This is a genomic window from Pedomonas sp. V897 (genome assembly GCF_051304405.1).
Taxonomy (GTDB): domain Bacteria; phylum Pseudomonadota; class Alphaproteobacteria; order Sphingomonadales; family Sphingomonadaceae; genus Pedomonas.
The window spans coordinates 71,905-85,761 of record NZ_JBPPGG010000007.1; the positions used below are offsets into that span (position 1 = coordinate 71,905).

Here is a 13,857-nt window from a genome sequence, read left to right on the forward strand (position 1 = left end):
CTATGAGCAGCCTCGTCGTTCGGAACCTTTCTGACCAGCTCGTTGAACTCGTTCGCGACCGTATCTTGTCCGGGCAGGTTCCGGTTGACAGGGCCATACGGCAGGATGCGCTGGCGGCGGAGCTGGGGGTCAGCAAGATTCCGCTGCGCGAGGCGCTGGCCCGGCTGGAGCAGGAAGGGCTGCTGCGCTCCCAGGCCAACCGGGGGTTCTTCGTCCGCCCGCTCAGCACCGCCGAGGCGGAGGAAGTCTACGCCCTGCGCCTCAAGCTGGAGCCGGAGGCCGTCGCGGCCGCCGCCGAAAAGGCCAGCGAGGAGGAGCGGCAGTTCGCCAAGGACACGCTGGAGACCCTCTACCGCGTCACCGACGAGAAGGGCTCGGGCGTGGGTGCCTTCAACCGCGCCTTCCACCTGGCGCTCATCCGCCCGTCGGGATTGCGGGTGACCAGCCGGTTCCTCGAGCGGTTGCACGTTCTCTCCGATCGCTACGTTCGCAAGCATCTGGAACCGCTGGGCCGCGATGAACGCGCCAATGAAGAACATGCCCGTCTTCTGGAGACATGGCTGGCCCGTGATGGTAAGGCAGTTGAGGAGCTGATGCGCAAACACATCAGCCAGACTCTGGAGGACCTGCGCAAGCAGCTGCCTCCTGAATCGTAAAAACACGGCCGGCACCGGCCGGCTGTGTGTAAAAGCGTATATAACAAGGGGACCGAGGACTGTGGGTATCAATCTGTGGGGGCCGCTCAAGCCCATTGAAACGGCGGGTGCGCCAGGGCACGGGCAATCTCTCAAGAAAACGCTCAGCTGGCCGCACCTGATCGCCTTGGGCATCGGGGCGATTGTCGGTACGGGTATTTACACTCTGACCGGTGTCGGCGCTGACCGCGCCGGTCCGGCGGTGCTGCTGGCCTTTGCCATTGCGGGTGCGGTGTGCGCCTGCGCCGCTCTGGCCTATGCGGAAATGGCGACGCTGATCCCGACGGCGGGCAGCGCTTACACCTACACCTACTCGGTGATCGGCGAGGCCGTTGCCTGGGTCGTGGGGTGGAGCCTTATTCTGGAATATTCGCTGGCGTGCAGCACGGTGGCCGTCGGCTGGGCGGCCTATCTGGTTGGCTGGCTCGAGAGCATCGGCCTTCATCTGCCGCCGCTCCTTCTGGCCGGACCCCACGGGGGCGGCATCATCAACCTGCCGGCGGTGCTGGTGGCTCTGTCCATTGCCGGCCTCCTGATGGCGGGCACGCGCGAGAGCGCCACGTTCAACATCATTCTCGTCATCATCAAGATCAGCGCGCTGGCGGCTTTCGTGTTCATGGCCCTGCCGGCCTTCAACGGCGCGAACATGACGCCGTTCATGCCCTACGGCTTCGGCAGCGTCGCCGATGAGGGCGGCGTTACCCGCGGCGTCATGGCGGCGGCCGCGATCGTGTTCTTCGCCTTCTACGGCTTCGACGCCGTGGCGACCTCGGCCGAGGAAGCCAAGAACCCGGGCCGCGACCTGACCATCGGCATCGTCGGCTCCATGGCGGCCTGCGTGCTCATCTACATGCTCGTGGCCCTGTCGGCCATTGGCGCGGTTCACTACACCGAGGTGGCCAAGTCGTCCGAGCCGCTGGCCTACGTGCTGCGCACGCTGAACCATCCGTTTGCGGCGTGGGCGGTCGGCATCGCGGCGCTCATCGCGCTGCCGTCGGTCATTCTCGTGATGATGTACGGCCAGAGCCGCATCTTCTTCGTGATGGCGCGCGACGGCCTGCTGCCGCGCAAGCTCAGCGAGGTGTCGCCGCGCACCGGCTCGCCGCTGCTCATCACCGCCATCACCGGCGTGTTCGTGGCGGCCGTTGCCGGCTTCTTCCGCCTGGACGAGATCGCCGAGCTGGCCAACGCCGGCACGCTCATCGCCTTCATCGCGGTGGCGGCGAGCATGATGGTCCTGCGCGTGAAGCGCCCGGATCTGCAGCGGGTGTTCAAGTGCCCGCTGCCGTTCGTGGTGGGCACGCTGGCCATTGTCGGCTGCCTCTACCTGCTGCTCAGCCTGCCGGACAAGACGCTGATCCGCTTCGTGGGCTGGAACGTGCTCGGTGTGCTGGTCTACCTGGCTTACGGGCGCACCCGCAGCGTGGTGAAGCGGCAGGCGGCTGCGGCTGCTGCCGAATAACCACCGGCATCACGCAAGACAGGGAAGGGCGGTCACACCGGTGGCCGCCCTTCTTCTTTGCGGGCGCAAGAGGGGGCGCAGGCATGGAGGGGCCGGAGCAGCGCCCCCGGCCTCCAGCGCCGCCCGCATGAAAAAGGGGCGGCCACCGGTGTGACCGCCCCAGGGGCGTTGATCTGCGGCGCCGTGATCAGCGGGACGTGTCGACCGCCTCGATCACCATCGGGCCGGCGGGGATGTTCCGCTCGGCCTTCTGCCGCGCCACCATCTCGCGCACTTCGGCGCGCAGCTTGCGGGCGTCGTAGATGATGCCGTCCTTCACGGTGTAGGCGATGCCGCCCACGCGCTCCACCTGGCCGGTTTCGTCATTCAGCCGGATGGTGCCGGTGCCGAACAGCAGCTTCATGTTGGCGAGCGGATTGCCTTTTACGATGACCAGATCGGCCTTGCGTCCGGCGCGGATGGTGCCCAGCTCGTGCTCGCGCCCCAGCGCCTTGGCGCCGGCCTGGGTGGCGGCGTGGATCACCTCCAGCGGGCTGAAGCCCGCCTCGCGCAGCAGCTCCATCTCCTGGATGTAGCCGAAGCCGTAGAGGTTGTAGATGTAGCCGCTGTCGCTGCCCACTGTCACCAGACCGCCGCGGTTCTTGTACTCGTTCACGAAGGTCATCCACAGGCGGTAGTTTTCCTTCCACGCCATCTCCATTTCGGTGGTCCAGTCGAACCAGTAGGAGCCGTGGTTCACCCGGCTCGGGCGATACCAGTCCCACAGGCTCGGCATGGTGTATTCCTCATGCCAGGCGGCGCGGCTCATGCGCATGAAGTCGCGGCTGGTGAGGTAGGCGGTGAAGGTGGGGCTCAGCACGAACTTCCGCTCCAGCAGCTCGTCCATCACCTTGTTCCACTTCTCGGAACCGGGCTTGGCCGCCTGCTGCCACAGACGGCCGGCTTCATGGAAGCGCATCTGCTCGTCCGTGTTGTTGAAGTCGTTCGGGAAGGCCTGGATCCGCCTGTCGGTGAACATGGCCTCCGGCAGGCCGTACCAGTGCTCCATGGAATCGAGCCCGTGGGCCGAGGTCTGCAGCACATTGGCGTAGGCCACCATCTGCTGGGCGTGGTGCATGGTGGTCTTGAGGCCGAGTTTCTCCGCCTCGTCGAGGGCGGCGTACAGCACGTCCTCGGGGATGCCGCCGATGAACTTGATGCCGTCCGCGCCCCGGCGCTTCGCCTCGCGGATCGCGAAGCGGGCGGTTTCGGGATCGTTCACCGGCTTGTCGAGAATCCGCCCGAAGAACGGGTAGATGTCGATGCGCGGGCCGACGATCTCGTTGCGGGCGAGGCGCTGCTTGATGCTCGCCAGCCATTCGATGGGGCGCGCGCTGCCGAGATCCCGGGCGGTGGTGACGCCGTGGCTCAGCCACAGCTTCAGGACGTAGTCCGAGGGCACCTTCTGCCCGTCCGCCAGGCTGTGCAGGTGGACGTGGGTGTCAACGAAGCCCGGCAGCACGTAGTGGCCGGTCAGGTCCATCTCGTAGTCGCCCTTGGGCGGGCGGGCGGCCTCGTTGATGGCGCCCGGCGCACCGATGGGGCGGATTTCCGCGATCTTGTCACCGGAGATGACGATGTCCACCGGGCCCTGGGCCGGCGCGCCCGTGCCGTCTACGTAGGTGACGTTGCGCAGCACGATGCGCTGGTAGGGGCCGACGCCCCGTTCGCCGCGCGGCGGAATGGGATCATCCACCGGCCCCGTGGTCTCCGGCGCGGCGACTGTCATGCCGGCCGTCGCCGCGGCCATGCCGATGCCGAGCATCGAGCGCAGCAGCATGTCTTTGATCTTTGTCATTGGTGTGTGGTCTCCTCCCTGGGCTGAAAGAAAAAGCGCCGCTGGACGGAAAGCCCAGCGACGCTCAGTTGTGCGGAACCGAAAATCGTTGTCCCTGTTCTTCTTAGAAGCGGGCGCGGGCACCCACGAAGAACCGCCGTCCGAGCACGTCGTAGAGCGACGGGTCGGTGTTGGCGTCGCCAGCCAGGGCCGTACCCATGATCGGCGGCTTGTTGTTGAACAGGTTGTCGATGCCGCCGAACAGCTGCAGGCCCTTGGTGATGTCGACCGCCGCGGAGGTGTCGAAGTACCACTGGTCCGCGGTCTTGGTGACCGGCGACCGGGCATCCTTGTGCAGCTTCAGGCCCGCGATCATGCGGCCCTGGAGGCGCCAGGTGACCGGGCCCGAGTTGTAGGTGGCGCCCAGCAGCAGCTTGAAGTCGGGAATGGCGAACACGCCGACGCCGGTGCAGCCGCCGCCCATGGTGCCCGCGCAGTCCAGCGGCTCCTGGCCGGCCAGGATCTGGGTGGACCGCTCGAACAGCCAGCTGCCGACAGCGGAGAGCGACAGGGTCGCGCCGTCGCCGCCGATCGACACCGCATCCGGCAGGTCGAAGCGATAGTCGGCCTGAACGTCCAGACCCTCCACCTTGAGCTTGCCGATGTTCTTCAGGCTGGTCGACACGTAGTCGAGCTGGCCGCTCGGCAGACGGACGATGGCACGGCAGGTCTCGGAGTTCTGGTCGAGCGTGCGGAAGCAGTCGCCCAGCGTCTGGTTGCCGTTGATGCTGGTGATCGCGTCGTCAACCTTCACCGAGAAGTAGTCGATGGTGAAGTTGAAGCGCGGCAGCATCGGCGGCGAGATCACGGCGCCGATCGTGAAGGTCTTGGACTTTTCTTCCTTCAGGTTCGGGTTGCCGCCGCTCTCGACCGTGTAGCCCAGGGTCGCCTGGGTGAAGTTGTCGATTTCGGAGGCCGGCACGCCCTGGGCAACGCAGAGCTGCTTCTGCGCGGCGCTCGGGCTCTGGGAGCGGTCGCACGGGTCGGTGCCCGAGGCGAAGCCGCGGCTGATGGTCGAGTACAGCTCGTTGAGCGTCGGCGCGCGGATCGCGCTGTTGTAGGCCGAGCGCACGCGGATCCATTCAACCGGCGCATATTCGCCGCCCACCTTCCAGGTGAACACGCTGCCGATCGAGGAGTAGTCGCCGTAGCGGGCGGCCGCCTCGATGGCCAGGGTGTCGGCGAAGGGCAGCGAATCCAGCAGCGGGATGCGGATTTCGCCGAACACTTCCTTCAGGTCGTAACTGCCGCCCATCGGCTTCTGGGAGACCGGGCCATACTCGTTGCCCAGGTCGAGCGCGCTCGGACGGAAGTTGTACTTGTCCTTGCGGTACTCGACACCGAACGCCATGGCGACCGGACCGGCCGGCAACTCGAACGGCGCGCCGCTGATGGAGGCGCCGGCCACCTGCCGCTCGAACAGATCGCTGTGCGCGCGCGTCGGGGTCAGGAAGGTGCCGGCTTCGGCGCTGATCGAGCCGAGGCCGAAAATGTTCACCGGCACGCAGCCCAGCACCTGATTGCGGCACACGATGTTGCCGTTGTCGTCCTCGATCGCGTCGAGGCCGAGGCTCAGGCGGGTCTGCGAGATCTGGCCCTCGATGCGGGTGTTGGTGCGGTTGCGCTGGTACTGGTAGAAGGCGTCCCAGTTCCACTGGCTGCCGGCCACCTCGAAGTCGCCGCGCAGGCCGCCGGTCAGGCTGAACGAGGTACGCTCGTACTCGTAGTAGCGCTGGCCCAGCTCGTCGGCGCGACGGCCCGCGCCCACCACTTCCGCCGTGCCGTCGTTGTCCGGGTCGAAGATGTGCGCGTTGTTGACGAAGAACTGGCGCAGCGCGGGCGGAAGGGCAGCGCTGGTGGCGTAGTTCGGCAGCAGCAGGGTGGAGGACGGCGCCCCCGGCGTCAGCGGGGTGAAGCTGTCGGGTGCCTGCTGGAAGGCATTCGTCGTGTTGACGAAGAACACCTCGGCGTAGGCCTGGATGTTGTCGGTCAGGTCATACTTGGCCAGACCGGAGATCTGCGTACGCTCCATCGGGCGCAGCAGGTAGTTGTCGGCCGCGTAGTTGTAGGCGTCCTGCGGCTGGCAGTACGGCAGAACCGCGCCGTTCTCGCCGAAGCGGATGCCGGTGATGGCGGAGCACGCGCCCGACGGGGTCAGGTCGACACCCACCAGGCTGGCGCGCTGGGCGTCGTTCAGCGGGACGCGGGTGCCCGGAATACTGCCCGAGCCGCCCGGGACCAGCTCGTCGCCGAAGGTATCCAGCGGCACGCGCGAGAAGGAGCGGGCCGACTGCATCACCTCGTTGCGCTTGGTGTAGGTGGCGGAAATCACCACGTTACCCCGGTCGCCGCCGAAGTTGGAGCCGAAGGTCACGTCCACCTTGTGGGACTCGCCGTCGCCCTTGAAGGTCTGGCCGTAGTTGTAGCTGGTCTCCAGGCCCTCGAAATTGTCCTTCAGCACGAAGTTGACCGCGCCGGCGATGGCGTCGGAGCCATAGACCGCCGAGGCGCCGCCGGTGATGATGTCCACGCGCTCGATGAGCGCGTCGGGAATGGAGGCGAGGTCAACCGAACCGTCGGAGTTGGCCGGGATGAAGCGGCGGCCGTTCACCAGCACCAGGGTGCGGGTGGCGCCGAGGCCGCGCAGGTTGGCGGTGAGAACGCCCGAGCCACCGCCGTTGTTGACGTTCGAGGTGTTACCGGCAGCCAGCTGCGGGAATTCATTCAACGTGTTTTCGACGGTAACGCTGCCTGAAAGCGCGATGGCTTCCGCACCCACTACGGTGAGCGGGCTCGGCGCAGCCAGGTCGGTACGGACGAGGCGCGAACCGGTGACAATGATGGTTTCCACCTCATTGGCGGCCGGCGCTGCGTCCTGCGCCCATGCGGAGGCCGAAGCCAGCATGGCCGCGCCGCAGAGCAGCGTTGACGACATGAGGCTTGTTCGGTGCAAAGCGGATCGCCGCTGCTTGTGCGTCATCTTCTGAACCCTATGCATTGGTGTCTCCCTACACACGCAACTCATACAGTCCCGGTCTGGCGCAGATGCCCTTTTCCCGAGAGCCCCCATAGGTCGGCGGATTGTTGCGCCGCGATTGCTTCGCGGTCGTTCTCATTCACGGCGTGGCCGTCCGACTCCCCTAGTCCGGATATCTCCGTCGCCTATGAATAACGTATACAAAATACCGTATTGCAGGTGATTTAAGAGTCAAGGATGTCCCAAGGCTGCGCAGCGGCTCGTTTCTATAGTGTGTCTAATTTGCGACACATCAGTTACGAACCGGGGCGCCAAGGTCTCGTGCGGGAAGGCGGAGAAAAACGCCGCGTGACGGGGAGTCGAAACGGGCGGATTTAGTGCGGACTTTTTGAGTGGTCCGCAGATTTACAGGATTTTTATAAAGGAAAGGCGGGCCGTGGGGCCCGCCTTTTGTCTGAGTAATATATTTATTGTCTGAGTTATTTTGCTTCGAGCATCCGCATGCCGTAGATCGGTCCGCCGCGGTTGAGGCCTGCCTCCGGCTCGTAGCGGACCACCACCTCGGACTTGCCGCGGGTCAGCTCTTCGGGAATCGGGTAGTCCACGGTGAAGAACTCGCCCGGCTTGTCGCCGTTCAGCTTCTGGGTGGCGATGCGCTGGCCGTCCACCAGGATGTGGAAGTGCTTGTTGCGCTCCTCGCCCCAGTAGGTGGCCTGCAACACCATCTTGCCCGGCCGCACCTTCATGCGGAACTGCACGTAGCCTTCCGCGCGCACGTCGCGCCCGTGGCGGCCGCGATAGGTGCCGGGATAGCTGTTCTTCGCCTCCAGCTGGTGGTCGCGTTCCGGCTGCATTTCGCCCAGGTGCATGATGTCCACCGACCGCGCCTCCAGATCGCGCTGGCGCGCCTGCTCGGCGGCGAAGGCCACCTGCTCCTTCTCCCATTCGGCTTCGGAGAAGTGGCGGAAGTAGACAGCGGTGCGCCGCTCCCACTGGCTGTAGAACGGGCGGAACTCCATGTCCTGCGGGCGGCCGATGCCCTGGGAGCGGAAGTGCTTCTGCTCCACGGAGACGGGGACAAAACCGGCCAGCAGGTTGTCCGAAACCAGCGCCGGGGCCGGGCCGTTGAAGGGCTCCTGCGGCGAGCCCATGTCGGCGGCCAGCACGACCGGGCCGTGCAGCAGCGCGATGACGTTCGGGTCATCGACCGTCGATTCCGTCCGCAGCGTCATGGGCAGGCGGAGGGTGATGCGGTCGCCCTTCTGCCACTTGCGGCGCAGCACCACATAGCCGTCCCGGGCGGTGAAGGGCTGGTCGGCGCCGTTCACGGCGACCTTCGCGCCCTCGCACCAGCCGGGGATGCGCAGGGCAATGCCGAAGCTGCCCGGTTTCTTGAGATCGGCCAGCGTCAGGGTGACGTCTTCGCCATGGGGATAGCGGGTGTCGAGGCGGACAGTCGCCCCGCGTTCCTGCCACTGCGCCTCAGAGGGGATGTACAGGTTGACGATCAGCGTGTCGCCGCCCTGCCAGTAGATGCTCTCGCCGTGCTTGGAGTGGGTCTCGATGCCCGTGCCGACGCAGCACCAGAAATGGTCGAAGTCGCTGGAGAAGCTGCGGTGCGTGCCCGACATCAGCGGCACCATGTAGGCAAAGCCGCCGGTCTTCGGGTTCTGGTGCGCGAGCATGTGGTTGATGTGCGCCCGCTCGTAATAGTCGAACAGGTGCGCGCTCGGGCTCCAGCTGTACAGATGCCGGGTGAGCTTGAGCATGTTGTAGGTGTTGCAGCTCTCGCAGGTCTGCTCGGTGATGTGCTTGGAGACCGTGCGCGGCGCGGGGAAATATTCGCGGTCGGCGTTGCCGCCGATCACATAGGAATATTCATTGACGACCGTATCCCAGAAGAACTCGGCCGCCACCCGGTCCTTCGGCGTGCCCGTCAGCTCATGGATGCGGGCGAGGCCGATGATCTTCGGGATCTGGGTGTTGGCGTGGATCCACGGCAGCGAGTTCTGGCGGTTGCGCAGCGGCTCGATCACCTTCTTGTGGTCGATGCGCTGGGCAAGGCGCATCCAGCGCGGATCGCGGGTGCGGGCATAAAGCTCGGCGAAGCTCTCGTTGATGCCGCCGAACTCGCAGTCCAGCACCTGCTGCACCTGCTCGTCGTTGAGCGCGGCGAAGACCTTGTCGATGTAGCTGGCCAGCTTGAGGGCGACGGGCAGGGCCTGGGTGTCGCCGCACCAGGTCTGCGCGTCGAACAGGCCGGCGAACAACTTGTGCCAGTTGTAGAAGGGCACCCAGCAGCCGTTGAGGTCGAAACCGGCCGAGCGGATGTCGCCCGCCATGATCTCCGAGAAGATGACCTTGCCGTCCTCGACGATGTCGCCGCGCTTGCGGGTGAAGCCCGCCACGTAGCCGTCGCCATGGGCCGCCTGCACTTCGGCCAGCTCACGCACGATGTAATGCACGCGGCGCTTGCATTCCTCGTCGCCGGTCTGGGCGTACATCAGAGAAAGGGCGGTCAGGTAGTGGCCGAGGGTGTGGCCGGCGATGGTGTCGCTCTCCCATCCGCCGTAGACCTCCCCCTTGGGCTGGAGCCCGGCGCTGACGCGGAAGTTGTGGAGCAGCCGGTCCGGGTCCAGGCGGTGCAGATAGGCGCGATTCGCCTCGACCGCCTCGAGGAACGGCGAGGGCAGCAGCCGCACGGAGGACAGCGGCAGCGCCGTGGCCCGATCCGGCAGCCCGGCGGCGCGCGTGGCGGCCCAGACGCTCGTCGGCATCAGTGCGGCGAAGGCGGCCCCGGCCAGCAGCGTGCGGCGGTTGATGGAAATCTGGTCGATCATTTCTGGTCTACTCCCCCTCGGGTCGTGAAGGCCATGTCTGCTTTACGGCCGTCGCACACCGGCGCAGCCATTCTCGTATGTGCAAATCGTATACAAAATACTCTGCGCGGCAATCCAAATCTGCCACGCCGGGCTTCCGGCCGGTGCACTTTCGGGTTTAAGGTCGGGGCACGGCCCGACCACGCGCCAGACGGCAGGCGAAAATTCCAGATCCGGGCGCGTTCGGTGCATCTGCGGGATTGACAGCCGGGCCGTTTCCGTATCGTATTCGGTATACGATGCCTCGCTACCGGGAGGCGGGGGCTAGAAGATTCCAGGGGGTCCCGGACAGGAGATTTTCGCATGCGAAACGCTTCCCTTATGTTCCGCGTACTGCTTGCCTCGGCAGCAATCGGTGCACTGCCCGCCGTGGCGGTCACCGCGACCACGGCGACGGCGGCAGAGGCCCCGGCGGCGAACAGCGCTGACGCACGCCTGCGGAGCATTTACGAAGCCGAATGGAAGTGGCGCCAAGCCGAATTCGGCCGTGGTGAGGAAGGCGGCGCTCATCTGCCGCGCGTTGACGCTGCGACCCAGCAGAAGCGTCTCGCCTACTGGGAGAATGTGCTGAAGCAGCTGGAGGCCATCCCCGTCGACCAGCTCTCTCCCGAGGAGCGGATCAACTACGACGTGTTCTACACCATGGTGTGGAACGACGCGGTTGACCTGCGCTACAAGGCCTACGAAGCGCCGTTCAATGCGGACACCTTCTTCTGGACCGGCCTGAAGCCGTGGGGCGTCCTGCGCACGCGGCAGGACTACCAGGACTACATCAGCCGTCTGCGCGAGGTGCCGCGCTACTTCGACGAACACATGACCAACATGCGGGCCGGCATCAAGCGCGGCTTCACGGTGCCACGCGTGTCCATCGAGGGCCGCGACAAGACCATGGAGCCGTACCTGCGGGCCGGTGAGGACAACCCCCTGTTCGAGCCGTTCGAGCGGATGCCGGACAACATTCCCGAGGCCGAGCGCGAGAAGCTGAAGGCCGAGGCGCTGAAGGTGATCCGCGAGGTGGTGGCGCCGGCCTACAAGAAGCTGCACACCATGTTCGTCACGGAGTACATGCCCAAGGCCCGCACCACCATTGCGGCCAAGGATCTGCCGAACGGCGACGCCTACTACCAGGACATGGTCCGCAAGTTCACCACACTGAACATCACGGCCAAGGAAATCCACGAGATCGGCCTCAAGGAGGTGGAGCGCATCACCGCCGCCATGGAGGAAACCAAGAAGAAGGCGGGCTTCAACGGCACGCTGGCCGAATTCAAGCAGTTCCTCCGCACCGATCCGCAGTTCTACGCCAAGACGCCGAAGGAGCTGCTGTCGCTCTCGGCGTACGTGTCGAAGAAAGCCGACGCGGCGCTCAAGACGACCATCGCCACCCTGCCGCGCTATCGCCACGGCATCATTCCGGTTCCCGAGGCGCTGGCCCCCATCTACACCGGCGGGCGCGGCGGTCTCGAGAACTGCATGATGAACACCTACAACCTGCCGGCGCGGTCGCTGTTCAACATTCCGGCGCTGACGCTCCACGAGTGCACGCCGGGCCACAGCTTCCAGGCGGCGCTGGCGCTGGAAGCGCCGGAGCGGCCGGACTTCCGCAAGAACATCTACTTCTCCGGCTATGGCGAGGGCTGGGGTCTCTACACTGAATACCTCGGCTATGAGATGGGCATCTACGAGACGCCCTACGAGGAGTTCGGCCAGCTGTCCTACGAGATGTGGCGCGCGACCCGCCTGGTGGTGGACACCGGCATCCACCAGTTCGGCTGGACCCGCCAGCAGGCGATCGATTACCTGATGGAGAAGACCGCGCTCACCGAGCACGAGGTCATCAACGAAATCGACCGCTACATCGCCTGGCCGGGTCAGGCTGTCGCCTACAAGCTGGGTGAGCTGACCATCCGCCGCCTGCGCAAGGAAGCGGAAGCCGCGCTCGGCGAGAACTTCGACAAGCGCTACTTCCATGATGTGATCCTCCAGCTGGGCGCGGTGCCGCTCTCGACGCTGGAAGACCAGATCAAGAAGTTCATCGCCAACGGCGGCCGCGCGCCGGGTCAGCCGAATTCCTGAGGTCGGGGCCCGGATGCGCGCCTTCTGCCTCGCTGCCGCCCTTCTGACGCTGGGCCTCGCTCCCGCCGCCACGGCGGGGGCGGAGCCGGCCGCCTGCACCCTCTGCGGGGTGGATGTGGCGGCGGAGGAGGCCGCGATCCGCAAGGTGATCGCGGACATGGAGGCGGCGTGGAACCGGGGCGACTTCCGGGGGTACATGGCGGGCTTTGCCAACCCGGATGTGATTTTCGTCTCGCGCGGCCAGTTCCAGAAGGACTGGCAGGGCACGCTCGATCATTACATCCGGGATTACGGCGCGTCCGCCGAGACCCGCGGCGAACTGCACTTCTATGACATCCGTATCGAGATGCTGGCGCCCGATGCGGCTCAGCTCATCAGCCGGTTCCGTCTCAGCCGTCCGCAAAAGACGCTGGATGGCATCAACACCCGGCTGATGCGCAAGCGGGACGGCAAATGGGTCATCGCGCTCAACCACGTCTCGGCGACGGAATCGCCTTAACGGTGGCCGCCCCGAAAGTCCGAATGTCAATGAGGACGGGGACGGTGGCCCAATAACAAAAACCTTAGCTTCCCCAAACGCAGTCAAACTGATGGCCGTGCCTCTCCCCTCCAGGCACGGCCATTTCCTTTTTCGGAAGGCGCGTTGCCGGTCTGGCGTGTGTGCCGCGTCGTTTTGCGGGGGCTTCCCAAAAAAGACGCGCGGCGGTCCCGAGGGGGGGGAGGACCGCCGCGCGACGACCGGCCATCACTGGCGCGGTTTGGGGGGAGACCGATTTATTTTTCCGAGCGTTTCAGAAGGTCGATCAGCTCATCCTTCCAGAACCTGGCCCAGGTATGGGTGCTGTGGCCCCGGGTATCGTCGGTGGCCTTGATGAGAACGTAGCGGCCGTTTTTCAGGCGCGCCGCGAATTTCTCGGCGAGGCCATAGTCCCACGGGTTGATGAAATCGTCGCTCGAGTTCACCCAGGTCATGGGCGCGATGATTTTTTCCAGATCCTTCGAGGGATCATAGGTGCGCGAGGCGTCCAGCTGGTAGATCAGGTCGTTGGCGTCGCGGCGGGCAATGTCGGACTCGATGCGCTCGACGATATACGCATCCGCGGACGCGCGGTTCGGATACTGCTTCTGGAGATAAAGCGGCGCGAAGCCCGCCACCTGCAACAGGCTCACCGCCGTGCGCAGGCCGAGCACCGGCTGGGTTTCGTAGTTGCCGTTGTTCCAGGCCGGATCGGACATGATGCCGTGCATCGCCGCCTTGCGCCACATGCGGTTGTGGCCCGCGATCTCCATGGGCAGGCAGGCCATGGGCATCAGCGCCTGCGCGAAATCCGGGTGCAGTTCACCCCACATGAAGCCGTGCATGCAGCCCATGGACGTGCCGATCAGCAGACGCAGCCGGGTGACCTTCAGGCCCTCCACCAGCATGCGGCGCTGGGCTTCCACCATGTCGGCGTAGTCGTACTTGGGGAAGGCCATGCGCAGGCCGTCGCTCGGCTTGGAGGACTGGCCGTGGCCGATGTTGTCCGGCAGGATGATGAAGTACTTGGTGATATCCAGCGGCTGGCCCGGGCCGTAAAGCTCCTGCGCGAACTGGGGCGCGAGAAACTGGCGGCCGCTGCCGCCGGTGCCATGCAGCACCATGACGGCGTTGGTGATGCGCCCTTCGGCATCCCGCTGCGGCGTGCCGAGCGTCGCGTAGTGCATGCGCAATTCGGCCAGCGTCTCACCCGAGGCGAAGGTGAAATTCTTCAGGATGACGTCACCTTCGCTCAGCCGGGTGGCGTAATCCACTTCGGCGTTGGCCGCCGTTGCAGGCGCGGCCCAGGCGGCCGCCAGCACACCCAGCGCGGCGATGTGCCTGAATGGTCTGTTCATGGGCATTTTCCCCCTCT

General features: G+C 65.5%; 8 protein-coding genes. 4 read left to right on the top strand and 4 right to left on the bottom strand.

The genetic code is table 11. The annotated features are described in order from the left end of the window. Window positions 1–2 precede the first annotated feature (2 nt). Together ACSJJU_RS14030 and ACSJJU_RS14035 are read left to right on the top strand one after the other, a co-directional pair. The gene (locus tag ACSJJU_RS14030) at window positions 3–656 is read left to right on the top strand and encodes a GntR family transcriptional regulator (RefSeq protein ID WP_435916218.1); all 654 of its coding nucleotides are present in this window, start codon (window positions 3–5) and stop codon (window positions 654–656) included. 61 nt (window positions 657–717) lie between these two features. Further along, window positions 718–2,157 carry an amino acid permease gene (locus ACSJJU_RS14035; RefSeq protein WP_435916219.1) on the top strand — a complete coding sequence of 480 codons (1,440 nt, stop codon included), beginning with the start codon at window positions 718–720 and terminating at the stop codon, window positions 2,155–2,157. A 187-nt stretch (window positions 2,158–2,344) separates the two neighbouring features. On the opposite strand, the gene ACSJJU_RS14040 is transcribed toward ACSJJU_RS14035, so the two are convergent. The 3 genes from ACSJJU_RS14040 to ACSJJU_RS14050 all read right to left on the bottom strand — a co-directional run bounded on the left by ACSJJU_RS14040 (window position 2,345) and on the right by ACSJJU_RS14050 (window position 9,850). After that, on the bottom strand, window positions 2,345–3,994 hold the full coding sequence (locus ACSJJU_RS14040) for an amidohydrolase family protein (RefSeq protein WP_435916220.1): 1,650 nt from the start codon (window positions 3,992–3,994) through the stop codon (window positions 2,345–2,347). Window positions 3,995–4,097: 103 nt separating this feature from the next. Continuing rightward, complete coding sequence (locus ACSJJU_RS14045) at window positions 4,098–6,968, bottom strand: TonB-dependent receptor plug domain-containing protein (RefSeq protein ID WP_435916221.1); 2,871 nt, start codon at window positions 6,966–6,968, stop codon at window positions 4,098–4,100. Between the two features lie 521 nt (window positions 6,969–7,489). Next, window positions 7,490–9,850: a beta-L-arabinofuranosidase domain-containing protein gene (locus ACSJJU_RS14050; protein WP_435916222.1), complete on the bottom strand. Its 2,361-nt coding sequence runs from the start codon at window positions 9,848–9,850 to the stop codon at window positions 7,490–7,492. A 342-nt stretch (window positions 9,851–10,192) separates the two neighbouring features. On the opposite strand from ACSJJU_RS14050, the gene ACSJJU_RS14055 reads away from it, so the two are divergent. Both ACSJJU_RS14055 and ACSJJU_RS14060 read left to right on the top strand, forming a co-directional pair. Beyond that, window positions 10,193–11,965 carry a DUF885 domain-containing protein gene (locus tag ACSJJU_RS14055; RefSeq protein WP_435916223.1) on the top strand — a complete coding sequence of 591 codons (1,773 nt, stop codon included), beginning with the start codon at window positions 10,193–10,195 and terminating at the stop codon, window positions 11,963–11,965. 13 nt (window positions 11,966–11,978) lie between these two features. Continuing rightward, the gene (locus ACSJJU_RS14060) at window positions 11,979–12,464 is read left to right on the top strand and encodes a YybH family protein (RefSeq protein WP_435916224.1); all 486 of its coding nucleotides are present in this window, start codon (window positions 11,979–11,981) and stop codon (window positions 12,462–12,464) included. A gap of 275 nt (window positions 12,465–12,739) precedes the next feature. On the opposite strand, the gene ACSJJU_RS14065 is transcribed toward ACSJJU_RS14060, so the two are convergent. Then, the gene (locus tag ACSJJU_RS14065) at window positions 12,740–13,840 is read right to left on the bottom strand and encodes an alpha/beta fold hydrolase (protein WP_435916225.1); all 1,101 of its coding nucleotides are present in this window, start codon (window positions 13,838–13,840) and stop codon (window positions 12,740–12,742) included. Window positions 13,841–13,857: the final 17 nt, after the last annotated feature.

Excerpts from the sequence above, each read along its gene's own strand:
- ACSJJU_RS14040 (WP_435916220.1), bottom strand. The coding sequence starts at position 3,994 with ATGACAAAGATCAAAGACATGCTGCTGCGCTCGATGCTCGGCATCGGC.
- ACSJJU_RS14060 (WP_435916224.1), top strand. The coding sequence starts at position 11,979 with ATGCGCGCCTTCTGCCTCGCTGCCGCCCTTCTGACGCTGGGCCTCGCT.
- ACSJJU_RS14050 (WP_435916222.1), bottom strand. The coding sequence starts at position 9,850 with ATGATCGACCAGATTTCCATCAACCGCCGCACGCTGCTGGCCGGGGCC.
- ACSJJU_RS14030 (WP_435916218.1), top strand. The coding sequence starts at position 3 with ATGAGCAGCCTCGTCGTTCGGAACCTTTCTGACCAGCTCGTTGAACTC.
- ACSJJU_RS14045 (WP_435916221.1), bottom strand. The coding sequence starts at position 6,968 with ATGTCGTCAACGCTGCTCTGCGGCGCGGCCATGCTGGCTTCGGCCTCC.
- ACSJJU_RS14065 (WP_435916225.1), bottom strand. The coding sequence starts at position 13,840 with ATGAACAGACCATTCAGGCACATCGCCGCGCTGGGTGTGCTGGCGGCC.
- ACSJJU_RS14055 (WP_435916223.1), top strand. The coding sequence starts at position 10,193 with ATGCGAAACGCTTCCCTTATGTTCCGCGTACTGCTTGCCTCGGCAGCA.